Origin of the sequence: Chromobacterium sp. LK11, assembly GCF_001043705.1 — a bacterium.
Taxonomy (GTDB): domain Bacteria; phylum Pseudomonadota; class Gammaproteobacteria; order Burkholderiales; family Chromobacteriaceae; genus Chromobacterium; species Chromobacterium alkanivorans.
In genome coordinates this window covers 93,879-109,253 of sequence record NZ_LDUR01000011.1, presented here as the reverse complement: position 1 = coordinate 109,253, position 15,375 = coordinate 93,879, and the positions used below count along the sequence as shown (strand labels likewise).

The window sequence follows — 15,375 nt, the reverse complement described above, 5'->3', positions numbered from 1 at the left end:
GCTGAGGAGGCGAACTATACGTCAGCCCCCTAAACCCGTCAACACCTTTTGCGAGAAAAACCTCAACAAAAGCGGGTCGTGCCGGGCAAACCCTTGATGCGGCAACGGATATCCGGACGGGGTATTTGCCCGCACCCGCCGCCCGCCCCGCGAAACCATGAAAAACGGGCCGGCTAAACGCCGGCCCGCTGCGGGATGCGCGCAAATCTTCTAGTTTTTCACGCTCTCCGCCGGCTTTAGATAAGGCAGGAAGGCGTTGACCAGTTCCGGATCGTCCGGCTTGGTGCGCGTGCCTATGCTGACGACCTTGCTCGCCCCCGGCAGGATCAGATACTTGTGGAAGTTCCATACCGGCGCGTCGTCGGTGGCCTTGATCAAGGCCTTGAAGAACGGTTGCGCGTCGGCGCCGCGCACATGCCCTTTTCCCGCCATAGGGAAAGTCACCCCGTAATTGGCCTCGCAGAACGCGCCGATCTCTTTATCGCTGTCCAGTTCCTGAAAGAAGTCGTTGCTGGGGAAGCCGACCACCATCAGACCGCGTTGCCCGTAAGTCTGGTACAACGATTGCAGTTGCTTGAACTGCGGCGTGAAGCCGCAATGGCTGGCGGTGTTGACCACCAGCAGCGGTCGGTCCGCGTATTGACATAGATTGATCTGACCGCCCATCAAGCCCGGCACGGTGTAGTTCAACAAAGCCGGGCAGGCCGCCATCGCCGCCTGGCCGCAAAAAATCAGCATTGCGCCCCATCGTTTCATTCGCCTCTCCTCCGCTGCGCCGTCTATTGATGCCAGACAAAATGATAAGGCAATGCTCAAAGCATTGCCTTATCTATTGTCTCGACCGCCATGCGTCGGCGTCTGCTGTCATTCCTGCTGGCTGGCGATGTCGGCGCGCACCTTGTCCATGTCCAGTTCACGCAGGCCCTGGATCAGTTGCTCGAACTGAGCCGCCATCATCGCGCCGGCCTGGTTGAACACCATGATGCCGTCCTTGATGGCGATCAAGGTGGGAATGGAGCGGATATTGAAGTGGGCGGCCAGGTCGCGCTCGTCTTCGGTGTTGATCTTGCCGAACACGATGTCGGCGTGTTTTTCCGACGCGGCTTCGAACGTGGGACCGAACATCTTGCACGGACCGCACCACGGTGCCCAGAAATCGAGGATGACCAAGCCTTCCTCTTTCATATGGGTGTTGAAGTTGTCGGCGTTGAGGTTGAGGTAAGCCATGTGGATGTCTTTCGCTGTCTGAAGCGCCCGCCAACGGCGGGCTGTTGCAGCAAAGATAGGTACGCGGCCACGGCATTGCAAGACTGTCGCCTGGTTGAATTTATCAATCCAGGCGATAGCCGCCGTCGCCGCGAGGCTTAGCCGATGAAGGGCAGCGCGAGGTAGAGCTTGATCACGATGGCGTTGACGATGTCGATGAAGAAGGCGCCGACCATGGGCACGACCAGGAAGGCCAGATGCGAGGGGCCGAAGCGTTCGGTCACCGCCTGCATATTGGCGATGGCGGTGGGCGTGGCGCCCAGGCCGAAGCCGCAGTGGCCGGCGGCCAGCACCGCCGCGTCGTAATTGCGCCCCATCACCCGGAAGGTGATGAAGATCGCGTACATCGCCATCGCCGCGGTCTGGGCCAGCAGCAGCACGAAGATGGGCAGCGCCAGCGCGGCCAGGTCCCACAAGCGCAATGACATCAAAGCCAGCGCCAGGAACAGCGACAGGCTGACGTTGCCCAGCACCGACACTTCGCGCTCGAAGATTTGATACCAGCCCAAGGCCGCCAGACCGTTGCTGATCAGCACGCCGACGAACAGCACGCAGACGAAGGTGGGCAGCTCCAGCGGCGTGCCTTTGAGCAGGCCGCCGAGGAAGGTGCCGCCCAGCAGGCAGACGGCGATCAGCGCCAGCGTCTCGATGAAGGAGTGCGGCGTGATCAGACGCTGGGCGTCCGGCTGTTCGAAGGCCAGCGGCGGATCGTCGGCGTTGTGCTCGGCGCCGGGAGTCTTGACTTTCTTGACCAGGAAGCGCGCCACCGGGCCGCCGATCAGGCCGCCCAGCACCAGGCCGAAGGTGGCGCAGGCCAGCGCCAGTTCCGACGCTGAGGCCAGGCCGTATTTGGAGGCGAAGGTGCCGCCCCAGGCGGCGCCGGTACCGTGGCCGCCGGACAAGGTGATGGAGCCCGCCAGCAGGCCCATCAGCGGATCCAGGCCCAGCAGGCTGGCCAGGGCGATGCCCAAGGTGTTCTGCACCAGCAGCAGGCCGACAACCACCGCCAGGAAGACGCCGACGGTCTTGCCGCCCTGGCGCAGGCTTTTCAAATTGGCGTTGAGGCCGATGGAGGCGAAGAAGGCCAGCATCAGCGGGGTTTGCAGCGAGGCGTCGAAGCGGACTTCGCTGCCGGTGATTTGGCGGAACAGCAGCAGCAAGGCGGCGATCAGCAAACCGCCGACCACCGGCTCGGGGATATTGTAGGTGCGCAGCGCGCCGACATGCGCCACCAGTTTGCGCCCGAGCAGCAAAACCAGCGACGCGGCCACCAGGGTGCCGTAGAAATCGAGTTGGATCATCGAGTCTCCTATTGTTTGATGAGCGAAGGCGCGCTTGATTCAGACTAGCAGCTGTCGGAATGTTGTCGCGCCATGCAATACGATAGGAAACCCGGCGATAAAGTTCGGCCTCTAATTAACCGAAGCCTTATATAGAAGACGCAGACCGCTAGCCGCGGCTGATCTGCCAACACTGATGGATGGCGCGGTTGCGGAAGTCTTCCGGCACCGATTGCGCGCTGATGTCGCGGATCTGGTAGTCGTCGGCCAGCCTCTCGTCCAGCGTGAAGCTGCGCAGATTATTGGAGAAGTACAGGGTGCCGCCCGGCGCCAGCAACGCCATCGCGTAGTCGATCAGCCAGACGTGGTCGCGCTGCACGTCCAGGATGTCGCGCATCTTCTTGGAGTTGGAGAAGGTGGGCGGGTCCATCACGATCAGGTCGAACTGCTTGCCCGCGTCCACCGCCTCTTCCAGATACTGGAACACGTCGGCGCGCACCAGCTGGTGCTTGCCGAGATCCAGACCGTTCAGCTCGAAATTGCGGCGCGACCAGTCCTGATAGGTATTGGACATGTCCACGGTCTCGGAGCTGATCGCGCCGCCGCAGGCGGCGTAGACGGTGAAGCTGCCGGTGTAGGCGAACAGATTGAGGAAGCGCTTGCCGGCCGCCTCCTCCCGCACCCGCTTGCGGGTGTTGCGGTGATCCAGGAACAGGCCGGTGTCCAGATAGGCGTCCAGATTGACGATGAAGCGCTGGCCGAACTCGTTGATGACGAAGTCGTCGCCCGACTGCCCCGCTTTCTCGTACTGGCTGACGCCCTTCTGCCGGCGACGGTTCTTCAGCGTCACCGCGGCGGGGGCGACGCCGGTCACAGCGCACAGGCTGTCCACCACCGCGTTGATCCAGTCGCGGTAGGCGTCGTCCTCCATCTCCCAACCGGTATCGTACTCCTGCAGATGAACGCGCTCGCCGTACATGTCCACCGCGAACGGGAACTGCGGCACGTCCTTGTCGTAAACGCGCCAGGCGTCCAAGCCTTGGCGACGCGCCCATTTGGCTTGGTGCTTGAAATTCTTGGCCAGGCGATTGGCGAATGGGCTGACGTCCAGCATGAGTCCTCGATATTGGCGATGGGCAAAACACAAAACAAACGCGCCGCTGACTGCAGGCGGCGCGCGAACGGATATCCAATTCTATTACAGCCGCGGCTATTCGGACGAATACATCTCGATCAGCTTGCGGTAGACCGGCTCCGGCAGGTATTGGCGGATCACGCTTTCCCAGCCGCGCGGCCCCACCAGGCCCTTGACCATCGTCGACGACACTTCGGCGTATTCGCGCGGCGGCAGCAGGAAGATAGTGGTGATGTCCGGATGCAGATCGGAATTGATGTAGCGCATGGTGCGCTCGTATTCGTAATCGCTGGCGGTGCGGATGCCGCGGATGATGTAGTTGGCGCCTATGCTTTGCGCGTAGTTGACCAGAAACTGGTTCTCGAACACATCCACCCGCAGCTTGCTGAAGCCGCCGGTGACGTCGCGCAGCAAAGCCACTCGTTCTTCGACACTGAAGGTACAGTGTTTTTCCGGGTTCACTCCGACCGCTACGATCAATTCGTCAAACAGTTCCACCGCTTCGCGAATCATCCATAGGTGACCGTTGGTCACCGGGTCGAAGCTGCCCGCGTACACGGCTCGCTTCAATTCTCGTTTTCCTTTGACTGTGTGTGCCATGGCGAATGTATCGTGGTCGTTGGGGGCGGGTAAAGCAATTTTTGTGCATTGCGCAAAATGTTTCGCTTCCACCTGGACTATCCGCGGCAGAATCTGTCCATTTCACTCATTATCGGCAATGCGCCGCCAAAAAAAAGCGGGCCGCGCATGGCGGCCCCGCTGACGATAGAACAATACGCGCTCAGACGTTGATGTCTTCGGCGCGATGGCAGGCGATCATGCGCTGGTCCAGCTCGCGCAACTCAGGCACCTCCTCCGCGCACCGCTGGTTCGCGTGCGGACAGCGCTTGTGGAAGGCGCAGCCGGACGGCGGCTTCAAGGGGCTGGGCAATTCGCCCTCGATCTTGATCTTGATGCGGCGCTGCTCCGGATGGATGGACGGCGTCGCCGACAACAAGGCCTGGGTGTAAGGGTGCAGCGGCCGCTCGTAGACGCGGTTCTTTTCCCCCACTTCCACCGCCCGCCCCAGATACATCACCATCAGATCGTCGGCCACATGCTCGACCACCGACAGATTATGGGAGATGAACACATAGGCGGTCTTGAACTCGTCCTGCAAATCCATGAACAGATTGAGCACCTGCGCCTGAATCGACACGTCCAGCGCCGAGGTGGGCTCGTCCGCCACCACGATCTTGGGGTTCAGCATCATTGCGCGGGCGATGGCGATGCGCTGGCGCTGGCCGCCGGAGAACATGTGCGGATAGCGGAAGAAGTGTTCCGGCCGCAGGCCGACCCGCTGCATCATGCCGCGCACCTTGTCTTCGCGCTCCTTGGCGCTCAGCGAGGTATTGATCTGCAGAGGCTCGGCCAGCTGGCTGCCGATTTTCTGACGCGGGTTCAGCGAGGCATAGGGGTTCTGGAACACCATCTGCACCTTGGTGCGCATCGCTTTCAATTCGGCCTTGCCGGCCTGGGCCGCGTCCTGGCCGTCCAGCAGCAGCGAGCCGGAGGTCGGCGCTTCGATCAGCGTCAGCTGCCGCGCCAGCGTGCTCTTGCCGCAGCCGGACTCGCCCACCACCGCCAGCGTCTTGCCGGCCTGCAGTTCGAAGGAGACGCCGTTGAGCGCCTTGACCTGCGCCGAGGGCTTGAGGAAGCCCTGCGACACGTCGTAGTAGCGGGTCAGATCCCGCGCTTGCAATACGGTGCTCATTTCGCCTCCTTGTCCAGCAACGGGTAGTGGCAGCGCACGGCGCCGCCCTCCACCGGGGTCAGGCCCGGACGCTGGGTCCGGCAGTTGTCCTTGACATAGGGACAACGCGGCGACAACAGGCAGCCGCTGGGGCGGTCGTACTGCCCCGGCACGATGCCGGGCAAGGTGTTCAGGCGATGCGCGCCTTTGCTGTGTTCCGGAATCGACGACAACAGCGCTTCGGTGTACGGATGGGTCGGATGGTTGAACACTCCGGGCACCGCGCCCATTTCCGCCACCTGGCCGGCGTACATCACCGCCAGCCGGTGCGCCACCTCGGCCACCACCGCCAGATCGTGGGTGATCATGATCAGCGCCATGTTCTGGCTTTTCTGCAGGCTGACCAGCAGTTCCATGATCTGGGCCTGTATGGTCACGTCCAGAGCCGTGGTCGGCTCGTCGGCGATCAGGAGCTTGGGGCTACAGGCGATGGCCATCGCGATCACCACGCGCTGGCTCATGCCGCCGGACAGCTGGTGCGGGTAGGCGTTCAGTCTCGAGGCCGGCGCCGGGATCTCCACCAGTTCCATCAATTCCAGCGCGCGCCGCTTCAGCGCCGCGCCGCGCAGGCCCTGATGCAGCTTCAGCACTTCCATGATCTGGTAGCCGACGGTGTAGCTGGGGTTCAGCGAAGTCATCGGGTCCTGGAAGATCATCGCGATGTCCTTGCCGACGATCTTGCGGCGTTCGCGCGCGGAGATGGTCAGCAGGTTCTTGCCGTCGAAGCTCAGTTCGTCGGCCACGATGCGGCCCTGGCCTTCCAGCAGCCCCATCATCGCCATCATGGTCACCGACTTGCCGGAACCGGATTCGCCGACGATGCCGACGATCTCGCCCTGATTCACCGTCAGGTCCAGCCCTTCCACCGCGCGGAAGGGATTCTTTTCCGAACCGAACTCCACCGAGAGGTTCTTGATTTGCAGCAAACTCATTTCCATCCCCTCACGCCGCGCGCTTCAGTTTCGGGTCCAGCGCGTCGCGCAGGCCGTCGCCCATCAAATTGATGGCGAGCACCGACAACAAAATGGTCAGGCCGGGCAGCGTCACCACCCACCAGGCGCTTTCAATGTAATCGCGGGCCGAGGCCAGCATGGTGCCCCACTCCGGGGTCGGCGGCTGCACGCCCAGGCCGAGAAAGCCCAGCGCGGCGATTTCCAGGATGGCCGAGGAGAAGCTCATCGTCGCGTGCACGATCAGCGGCGCCATGCAGTTGGGCAGCACGGTGACGAACATCAGCCGCGGCAGGCCGGCGCCGGCCACGCGCGAGGCGGTGACGTAGTCGCGGTTCAGTTCGGTCATCGCCGACGCGCGGGTCAGCCGCACATAGGCGGGCAAGGACACGGTGGCGATGGCGATCATCGCGTTGACCAGGCCGGGCCCGAGGATGGCCATGATGGCCACCGCCAGCAGCAGCGAGGGCAAGGCCATCATGATGTCCATCAGCCGCATAATCGCGCCGCCGAGCGCCTTGGGAAAGAAGGCGGCCAACAGGCCGAGCACCACGCCCGGCAGCAAGGCCATCAGCACCGAGCACAGGCCGATGAACAAGGACAGCCGCGCGCCGTGGATCAAGCGAGACAGGATGTCGCGGCCCAGTTCGTCGGTGCCGAACAGGAACTGCATCGAACCGCCGTCCACCCAGGCCGGCGGGGTCAGCAGATGGTCGCGGTATTGCTCGATCGGGCTATAGGGCGCCACCAGCGGCGCCAGCAGCGCACAGGAGGTGACGATCAGCATGAAGATCAGGCCGGCCACCGCGCCCTTGTTGTGGGAAAAGCCCTGCCAGAATTCCTTCAGCGGCGAGGGATAGGTCAGCGCCAGGTCCGGGCCGGCGTTGACTTGCGTAGTCTGAGTCATAAGTCCACCTACTGGCTGTTACTTGGCGTGACGGATGCGCGGATTGGCGATGCCGTACAGGATGTCGACGATGAAGTTGGTGACGATCACCAGCGTCGCCACCATCAGGATGCCGTTCTGCACCACCGGATAGTCGCGGCGGCTGATGGCGTCGATCAGCCATTTGCCTATGCCCGGCCAGGAGAAGATGGTTTCGGTCAGCACCGCGCCGCCCATCAGCGTGCCCACTTGCAGGCCGATCACGGTCAGCACCGGGATCAGCGCGTTGCGCAGGGTGTGGATGAAGATCACCCGCACCGGCGACAAGCCCTTGGCGCGCGCGGTGCGCACATAGTCCTCGCGCAGCACTTCCAGCATCGACGAGCGCGTCATCCGCGCGATCACCGCCAGCGGAATGGTGCCCAGCACGATGGCCGGCAGGATCAGGTGCATCAGCGCGTTCTTGAAGGCGCCGGCGTTCACTTCCGGATCGGCGGCTTCCGCCATCCAGGAATCGATCAGCATGAAGCCGGTGTGCGGCGCGATGTCGAAGGTCAGATCGACGCGGCCGGACACCGGGGTCCAGCCCAGCTTGACCGAGAAGAACATGATCAGGATCAGGCCCCACCAGAAGATGGGCATGGAGAAACCGGTCAGCGAAATGCCCATCACGCCGTGATCGAACAGCGAGCCGCGCTTGATGGCGGCGATGACGCCGGCCAGCAGGCCCAGCACGGTGGCGAAGATCAAGGCGGAAACCGCCAGCTCCAGCGTGGCGGGGAACAGGGTCTTGAACTCGGTCCAGACCCCGGTCTTGGTGACCAGGGACTCGCCCAGGTCGCCGTGCAGCAGATTGAGCACGTAGTCGAAGTACTGAGCGTACAACGGCTTGTCCAGACCCAGGCGATGCAAGGCTTCGGCGTGCATTTGCGGGTCAAGCGCGCGCTCTCCCACCATCACTTCCACCGGGTCGCCCGGAATCATGCGGATCAGGCCGAAGGTCAGCAGCGTGATGCCGAAGAAGGTTGGCACCAATAAGCCCAACCTTCGCAGAATAAAGGAAAACATGAGAACTTCTCCCTTGCGCCGGCCCCGCTGGGCGACTGGGCGCAATACTCAACTAGAGACCCAGAGCGACGACGCCTTGCATGGCAAACGGCGAGCGACGGCTCTAATGCGTTTTGGGGAGACGTTACCGGAATCGAACGGAGAAGAAGCTAGGAAAACAGCAAGAAGAGCGCCGGAGCGATGGCATGCAACTGAACCACCCACCCACATCAGCTGCGCCACCGCTACGGCAAGTGCAAGATAGCACCCCTCGCCGCAGACAAGCTTGACCCAGGTCAAGCCGGACGCACAGCCTCTCCACGCTGTGACTGACTACCCTCTGAAAACCACCCAGTAGACGTTCCGCCGCCATTGGGCCCGCCGCCTCTGCGTGCGGCTGGAAACCCAAGGCTTAGAGTAGCCGACAAAACCCCGCGCCGCGTCCTGGGCGAGTCCGCGCCGGCGGCCATCGCGCGGCGAGGAAACCCGTCCGTACCCGGGATTTCGTCAGCTCTTTTTAGTCAAAGTCCCGGGAGCCAGGCCCCCGGTGCCGATTTGTTTTTATTGGATTCAGGCTTACTTGACGCTGACGCCGTAGAAGGAGTTCAGGCCGAAGGGGCTGACCTTGAAGCCCTGCACCGATTTCAGCATCGGCTGATTGACGGTGGAGTGGGCGATGGTGGTCATCGGCACTTGCTGTTTGACGATCTCCTGAGCCTTCATATAGAGCTTGGTGCGCTCGGCCACGTTGGCGGTGCGCTTGCCCTTCTGGATCAGGTCTTCGAACGGCTTGTAGCACCACTTGGAGAAGTTGTTGCCGTTCATCGCGTCGCAACCGAACAGCACGCCCAGCCAGTTGTCCGGGTCGCCGTTGTCGCCGGTCCAGCCGATCAGCATGGAGTCATGCTCGCCGGCCTTGGCGCGCTTGATGTACTCGCCCCACTCGTAGGAGGTGATCTTGGCCTTGACGCCGATCTTGGCCCAGTCGGACTGCACCATTTCCGCCATCAGTTTGGCGTTGGGGTTGTACGGACGCTGCACCGGCATCGCCCACAGGCTCAGTTCGAAGCCGTTGGGATAGCCGGCCTTGGCCAGCAGGGCCTTGGCCTTGGCCGCATCGTAAGGCGCGTCTTTCAGGCTCTTGTTGTACGACCACTGGGTCGGCGGCATCGGGTTGGTGGCCGGCTGGCCGGCGCCCTGGTACACCGCGTCGATGATGGCTTTCTTGTTGATCGCCATGTCCAGCGCCTGACGCACTTCCAGCTTCTCGAGCGGCTTGTGCTTGACGTTGTAGGCCAGGTAGCCCAGGTTGAAGCCCGGCTGCGCGGTCACCGACAGCTTGGGATCGGCCTTCATCGCGGCCAGGTCGGTCGGACGCGGGTTGACGGTGATCTGGCACTCGCCGGCCTTAAGCTTCTGATAGCGCACCGAGGCGTCGGTGGTGATGGCGAACACCAGGTTGTCCACTTTCGGGCCGTCTGCCTTGTTCCAGTATTCCTTGTTGGCGGCGAAGCGGATCTGCGCGTCTTTCTGATAGCGCTTGAAGATGAACGGGCCGGTGCCCACCGGCTGCTGATTGATCAGCTGCGGCTTGCCGGCCTTGAGCAGCTTGTCCGCGTACTCGGCGGACTGCACCGAGGCGAAGCTCATCGCCAGGTTCTGCAAGAAGGCCGCGTCCAGGCTCTTCAAGGTGAACTTGACGGTGTTGGCGTCGATCTTCTCCACCTTGACGATATTGGTGTCCAGGCCCATGTCGGTGAAGTACGGGAATTCGGTCGGATACGCCTTGCGGAACGGGTGGTTCTTGTCGACCATGCGGCTGAAGGTGAACACCACGTCGTCGGCGTTGAATTCGCGGGTCGGCTTGAAGTAGTCGGTGGTCTGGAACTTCACGCCCTTGCGCAGGTGGAAGGTGTAGCTCAGGCCGTCGGCGGCCACGTCCCACTTCTCAGCCAGCGCCGGCACCACCTTGGTGCCGCCGCGCTGGAATTGCACCAGGCGGTTGAATACGGTTTCGGCGGAAGCGTCGAAATCGGTGCCGGTAGTGTATTGGCCGGGGTCGAAGCCGGCCGGGCTGCCTTCAGAGCAGTACACCAGGGTGCCGGCGGCCTGGGCGGCCATCGCGGTCCCGGCGATCAGGCCGGCTGCCAGCAGCGCTTTCTTGACAGTTTGCATCTTATTTCCTTTCCCTTGTACAGACTCATCGGTCTTTCTTGTCAGCGGGATCCAAGCCCGCCATGGGGGGATACATTATGCAGAGAGGACGCTTTTGACAAGCGTCCTCTGCTTTTTTCTGCCAAGGGCCCTTCGCGCTAGGACTATTTTTTCCGGCTTATCAGATTTTCCTCAGCACAACGCTGCCCACCGAATAGCCCGCGCCGAAAGATGAAATGACACCGACATCCCCGCTGCGCAAGTCATCGGAATGCAGATGGAATGCAATCACGGACCCGGCGGAACTGGTGTTGGCGTAACGGTCCAGAATCACCGGCGCCTCCTGGTCGCCGGCCTCGCGGCCCAGCACTCGCCGGGAGATCAGCTGGTTCATCGCCAGATTGGCCTGGTGCAGCCAGAAGCGCGCCACTTCGGCCGGCGCGATGCCCAGGCTCTCCAGATGCGCGGCGATGTGATCGCCCACCATCGGGCAGACTTCCTTGAACACCTTGCGGCCCTGCTGCACGAAGAGCTTGTCCGCCTGGCCGATTCCCGCCTCGTCGCAACGATTGAGGAAGCCGAAGTTGTTGCGGATATTGTTGGAGAACACCGTGGCCAGCTTGCTGCCCAGCACCTCGTAGCGCTGCGCCGAGCTCGCCGCCTCGGCCCGCTCCAGCACCACCGCGGTGCAGGCGTCGCCAAAGATGAAGTGGCTGTCGCGGTCGCGGAAATTCAGGTGGGCGGAACAGATTTCCGGGTTCACCATCAGCACCGCGCGCGCCTGGCCGCAGGCGACGGCGTTGACCGCGGTCTGAATGCCGAAGGTGGCGGACGAGCAGGCCACGTTCATGTCGAAGGCGTAGCCCTGGATGCCCAAGGCCTGCTGCACCTCGATGGACACCGCCGGATACGGGCGCTGCATATTGGAGCAGGCGACGATGACCATATCGATGTCCGCCGCGCTGCGGCCGGCGCGTTCCAGCGCCTGGCGCGCGGCGGACACCGCCATTTCGGCCTGAATCGACAGCTCGTCGTTGCCGCGTTCCGGCAAGCGCGGCGCCATCCTGGCCGGATCCAGCACTCCGCTCTTGTCCATCAGGAAACGCTGCTTGATGCCGGAAGCCTTTTCGATGAACTCGGAACTGGACTCGGCCAGCGGCTCCATCTCTCCGGCGGCGATCCGGTCCGCGTGCTGCTGATTGTGAGCGTGTACAAAGGCATTGAAAGCCGCGACCAGTTCCTGGTTGCTGACCGCGTGCGGCGGCGTGAACAAGCCGGTTCCGCTAATGACGACCTTGTGCATGAATTGTCCTTTTAGCCCCCCGTGACCCGGGTAAGTGTAGATTTTTGTTGCGGCGACGACAGTCCTCGCTGCGCCGCCAGGGCGGAAATGCCCGCCCCGTCTCGGCCCGTCCGCGGACGATCCTTATCCGTCGCCGGATTCTACACCAAGCCCTTCATCTGAAAGTAATAAAACCGCAAACGCCGCCCTGGCGCGGCCCGCGGCCCTCCCCGCCCCCGACGCCGCGCGCGCGGACGCTCTTGCCGCGGGGCCGGCGCCGTCGGCAAAACTACCCCTACGCTTAAAAACCGAGTAAAATGATCGGCTTTGCGCAGCCGCATCCTCTTGCCTCCGCCGATAATAGTTGACTAAAACAGTCGGATATTAGGTATAATCGTCTGCATCAGGAATTCATCCTCCTCCAAATACCCACTCTTGGAGACCAGAGACATGCGTTTAACCACCAAAGGCCGTTTTGCCGTCACCGCGATGCTGGATCTGGCGTTGCGCGAGAGCGGCGGCCCGGTCACGCTGGCCGGCATCAGCGAGCGCCAAGGCATCTCGCTCTCCTACCTGGAACAACTCTTCGGCAAGCTGCGGCGCGCCGAACTGGTGGACAGCGTGCGCGGCCCCGGCGGCGGCTACACCCTGGCCAAGGCCCCGATAGACATTTCCGTGGCGGACATCATCACCGCCGTGGACGAACCGGTGGACGCCACCCAGTGCGGCGGCCGCGAGAACTGTCGCGGCAATCAGCGCTGCATGACCCACGATTTGTGGACCAATCTGAACGTCACCATTTTCGACTACCTGTCCAAGGTCAGCCTCGCCAGTCTGGTTGAGCAGCAAAAGACCAAGGAAAACACTGTATTGCAGGATAAGCGCGAATGCAGCGTGGTTCACGCTTCTGCCGCCTCCGGCGCCCTGTGAGGCGCGGACCCATCTTCTGTGGAGAATATAAATGAGCCAGCTCAAGCTTCCGATCTACCTCGACTACTCGGCCACCACGCCGGTAGACCCGCGCGTTGCCGACAAGATGATTCCCTATCTTTACGAAAAGTTCGGCAACCCGGCTTCGCGCAGCCACAGCTTCGGCTGGGACGCGGAGGAAGCGGTGGAGAACGCGCGCGCTGAAGTGGCCAAGCTGATCAACGCCGACTCCAAGGAAATCGTCTGGACCTCCGGCGCCACCGAGTCCGACAACCTGGCGATCAAGGGCGCCGCCCACTTCTACAAGAGCAAGGGCAAGCACCTGATCACGGTCAAGACCGAACACAAGGCGGTGCTGGACACCATGCGCGAGCTGGAGCGCCAGGGCTTCGAAGTGACCTATCTGGGCGTGAAGGACGATGGCCTGCTGGACATCGAAGAATTCAAGGCCGCCATTCGTCCGGACACCATCGTCGCCTCGGTGATGTTCGTCAACAACGAAATCGGCGTGATTCAGGACATCGAGCAACTGGGCGAGATCTGCCGCGCCAACGGCGTGATCTTCCACGTCGACGCCACCCAGGCCCCGGGCAAAGTGGTCATCGACATGGAAAAGCAGAAAGTGGACCTGCTCAGCCTGTCCGCTCACAAGGTGTACGGCCCCAAGGGCATCGGCGCGCTGTACGTGCGCCGCAAGCCGCGCGTGCGCCTGGAAGCGCAGATGCACGGCGGCGGCCATGAGCGCGGCTTCCGCTCCGGCACCCTGGCCACCCACCAGATCGTCGGCATGGGCGAAGCCTTCCGCATCGCCCGCGAAGAGATGGACAGCGAGCGCGAGCGCATCCGCATGCTGCGCGACCGCCTGTGGAACGGCATCAAGAACATGGAAGAGGTCTACATCAACGGCGACATCGACCAACGCGTGCCGCACAACCTCAACGTCAGCTTCAACTTCGTCGAAGGCGAAAGCCTGATCATGGCGATCAAGGAGCTGGCCGTGTCCAGCGGCTCGGCTTGTACCTCGGCCTCGCTGGAACCGTCCTACGTGCTGCGCGCGCTGGGCCGCAACGACGAAATGGCCCATAGCTCGATCCGCTTCACGCTGGGCCGCTTCACCACCGAGGAGGAAATCGACTTCGCGGTGAATCTGCTAAACCAAAAGATCGGCAAGCTGCGCGAACTGTCTCCGTTGTGGGAAATGTTCAAGGACGGCGTGGATCTGAATTCGGTTCAATGGGCCGCCCACTAAGGGCGACAGCAATATCCAGCGCCGAGCCGGCCCGACCGGCGCGGCGCTGAAGGAGACAATCATGGCATACAGCGACAAGGTAATGGATCACTACGAAAACCCGCGCAACGTGGGCTCTTTCGAAAAAGGCGACGACAGCGTGGGCACCGGCATGGTGGGCGCGCCGGCCTGTGGCGATGTGATGAAGCTGCAAATCAAGGTGGGCGAGGACGGCGTGATTCAGGACGCCAAGTTCAAGACTTACGGCTGCGGTTCCGCCATCGCCTCCTCCTCCCTGGTGACCGAATGGGTCAAGGGCAAATCGCTGGACGAAGCGCTGGAAATCAAGAACACCGCCATCGCCGAAGAACTGGCCTTGCCGCCGGTGAAAATCCACTGCTCCATCCTGGCCGAAGACGCGATCAAGGCCGCGGTCAACGACTACAAGCAAAAGCACGGCAAATAATCAGCGGGGACATATCATGGCTATCACCCTTTCCGAACGCGCCGCGGCTCACGTCAGCGCCTTCATCGCCAAGCGCGGCAAGGGCTTGGGCATTCGTCTGGGCGTCAGAACCTCCGGCTGCTCCGGCATGGCCTACAAGCTGGAGTTCGTCGACGTGGCCAGCGACGAGGACGTGACCTTTGAAAGCCATGGCGTCACCGTGTTCACCGATGCCAAAAGCCTGGCCTACATCGACGGCACCGAACTGGATTACGCCAAAGAAGGCTTGAACGAGGGGTTTCAGTTCAACAACCCCAACGTCAAGAACGAGTGCGGCTGCGGCGAAAGCTTCAACGTCTGACCCCGGCAGGCGGGCGCGCCCCGGCGCCGCCCGCCCGTCGTCCAACTGTACGCTAGGTTTTCCGGCCCCGTCCCTATGAGCACCGATTTCAGCCAAGACTTCTTCTCCCTGTTCAATCTGCCGCGCCGCTTCGCCATCGACGGCCAAGCGCTGGAGCACGCCTGGCGCACCGCCGCGGCCCAGGTCCATCCCGACCGCTACGCCAGCAGCTCCGACGCCGAAAAACGCAGCGCGCTGATGCAGGCCACCCGGGTCAACGAAGCCTATCAAACGCTGAAGTCGCCGCTGAACCGCGCCCGCTACCTGCTGACGCTCGCCGGCGTCGACACCCAGGAAGACACCAACACCCAGATGCCGGCCGCCTTCCTGATGGCGCAGATGGAATGGCGCGAGAGCATAGAAGACGCCCGCGCCGACCGCGAACTCGACCGCCTGGAGGCGCTGTCGCGCCAGCTGCGGGACGAGAGCCGCGCGCATCAAGCGGAGTTGGAGCAGGCGCTGGATCAGCGCGCCGACTTGGACGCCGCCGCGCTTCTGGTGCGAAAATTGCGGTTTTTGGAAAAACTGGACCAGGAAATCGGCGATGCCATCGAGGCTTTGCTCGACTGAGCCCTCGGCC

At 62.6% G+C, this 15,375-nt stretch carries 16 protein-coding genes; 5 read left to right on the top strand and 11 right to left on the bottom strand.

The window, feature by feature from the left end:
- Nucleotides 1–210: 210 nt before the first annotated feature.
- From VK98_RS07585 to VK98_RS07535, 11 genes are all read right to left on the bottom strand, one after another.
- Nucleotides 211–756: a glutathione peroxidase gene (locus VK98_RS07585; RefSeq protein WP_048413471.1), complete on the bottom strand. Its 546-nt coding sequence runs from the start codon at nucleotides 754–756 to the stop codon at nucleotides 211–213.
- A 108-nt stretch (nucleotides 757–864) separates the two neighbouring features.
- The gene (gene trxA / locus VK98_RS07580) at nucleotides 865–1,227 is read right to left on the bottom strand and encodes a thioredoxin (RefSeq protein WP_048413470.1); all 363 of its coding nucleotides are present in this window, start codon (nucleotides 1,225–1,227) and stop codon (nucleotides 865–867) included.
- 137 nt (nucleotides 1,228–1,364) lie between these two features.
- Entirely contained in the window at nucleotides 1,365–2,567 is a 1,203-nt protein-coding gene (gene gltS / locus VK98_RS07575) for a sodium/glutamate symporter (protein ID WP_048413469.1), read from the bottom strand.
- A 148-nt stretch (nucleotides 2,568–2,715) separates the two neighbouring features.
- Nucleotides 2,716–3,660 carry a class I SAM-dependent methyltransferase gene (locus tag VK98_RS07570; protein ID WP_048413468.1) on the bottom strand — a complete coding sequence of 315 codons (945 nt, stop codon included), beginning with the start codon at nucleotides 3,658–3,660 and terminating at the stop codon, nucleotides 2,716–2,718.
- A 96-nt stretch (nucleotides 3,661–3,756) separates the two neighbouring features.
- Complete coding sequence (gene coaD, locus VK98_RS07565; protein ID WP_048413467.1) at nucleotides 3,757–4,281, bottom strand: pantetheine-phosphate adenylyltransferase; 525 nt, start codon at nucleotides 4,279–4,281, stop codon at nucleotides 3,757–3,759.
- Nucleotides 4,282–4,462: 181 nt separating this feature from the next.
- Complete coding sequence (locus VK98_RS07560; RefSeq protein ID WP_048413466.1) at nucleotides 4,463–5,434, bottom strand: peptide ABC transporter ATP-binding protein; 972 nt, start codon at nucleotides 5,432–5,434, stop codon at nucleotides 4,463–4,465.
- Entirely contained in the window at nucleotides 5,431–6,405 is a 975-nt protein-coding gene (locus VK98_RS07555) for an ABC transporter ATP-binding protein (protein ID WP_048413475.1), read from the bottom strand. The genes VK98_RS07560 and VK98_RS07555 overlap by 4 nt, the downstream gene beginning before the upstream one ends.
- A 10-nt stretch (nucleotides 6,406–6,415) precedes the next feature.
- Nucleotides 6,416–7,330 (bottom strand): ABC transporter permease subunit, encoded by a 915-nt coding sequence (locus VK98_RS07550; protein WP_048413465.1) that lies wholly within the window; start codon nucleotides 7,328–7,330, stop codon nucleotides 6,416–6,418.
- Between the two features lie 18 nt (nucleotides 7,331–7,348).
- Nucleotides 7,349–8,377, bottom strand: a complete 1,029-nt coding sequence (locus VK98_RS07545; protein WP_048413464.1) for an ABC transporter permease subunit — start codon at nucleotides 8,375–8,377, stop codon at nucleotides 7,349–7,351.
- Between the two features lie 555 nt (nucleotides 8,378–8,932).
- Complete coding sequence (locus VK98_RS07540) at nucleotides 8,933–10,531, bottom strand: ABC transporter substrate-binding protein (RefSeq protein ID WP_048413463.1); 1,599 nt, start codon at nucleotides 10,529–10,531, stop codon at nucleotides 8,933–8,935.
- A 160-nt stretch (nucleotides 10,532–10,691) separates the two neighbouring features.
- Complete coding sequence (locus VK98_RS07535; protein ID WP_048413462.1) at nucleotides 10,692–11,813, bottom strand: beta-ketoacyl-ACP synthase III; 1,122 nt, start codon at nucleotides 11,811–11,813, stop codon at nucleotides 10,692–10,694.
- 429 nt (nucleotides 11,814–12,242) lie between these two features.
- Between VK98_RS07535 and iscR the strand changes: the two genes are divergently transcribed.
- The 5 genes from iscR to hscB all read left to right on the top strand — a co-directional run bounded on the left by iscR (nucleotide 12,243) and on the right by hscB (nucleotide 15,365).
- Nucleotides 12,243–12,722 carry a Fe-S cluster assembly transcriptional regulator IscR gene (gene iscR, locus VK98_RS07530; RefSeq protein WP_019102781.1) on the top strand — a complete coding sequence of 160 codons (480 nt, stop codon included), beginning with the start codon at nucleotides 12,243–12,245 and terminating at the stop codon, nucleotides 12,720–12,722.
- A gap of 31 nt (nucleotides 12,723–12,753) precedes the next feature.
- The gene (locus tag VK98_RS07525) at nucleotides 12,754–13,971 is read left to right on the top strand and encodes an IscS subfamily cysteine desulfurase (protein ID WP_019102782.1); all 1,218 of its coding nucleotides are present in this window, start codon (nucleotides 12,754–12,756) and stop codon (nucleotides 13,969–13,971) included.
- A 61-nt stretch (nucleotides 13,972–14,032) separates the two neighbouring features.
- The gene (gene iscU, locus VK98_RS07520) at nucleotides 14,033–14,416 is read left to right on the top strand and encodes a Fe-S cluster assembly scaffold IscU (protein ID WP_048413461.1); all 384 of its coding nucleotides are present in this window, start codon (nucleotides 14,033–14,035) and stop codon (nucleotides 14,414–14,416) included.
- Nucleotides 14,417–14,432: 16 nt separating this feature from the next.
- Nucleotides 14,433–14,756 (top strand): iron-sulfur cluster assembly protein IscA, encoded by a 324-nt coding sequence (gene iscA, locus VK98_RS07515; RefSeq protein WP_048413460.1) that lies wholly within the window; start codon nucleotides 14,433–14,435, stop codon nucleotides 14,754–14,756.
- 75 nt (nucleotides 14,757–14,831) lie between these two features.
- On the top strand, nucleotides 14,832–15,365 hold the full coding sequence (gene hscB / locus VK98_RS07510) for a Fe-S protein assembly co-chaperone HscB (protein ID WP_048413459.1): 534 nt from the start codon (nucleotides 14,832–14,834) through the stop codon (nucleotides 15,363–15,365).
- Nucleotides 15,366–15,375 lie beyond the last annotated feature (10 nt).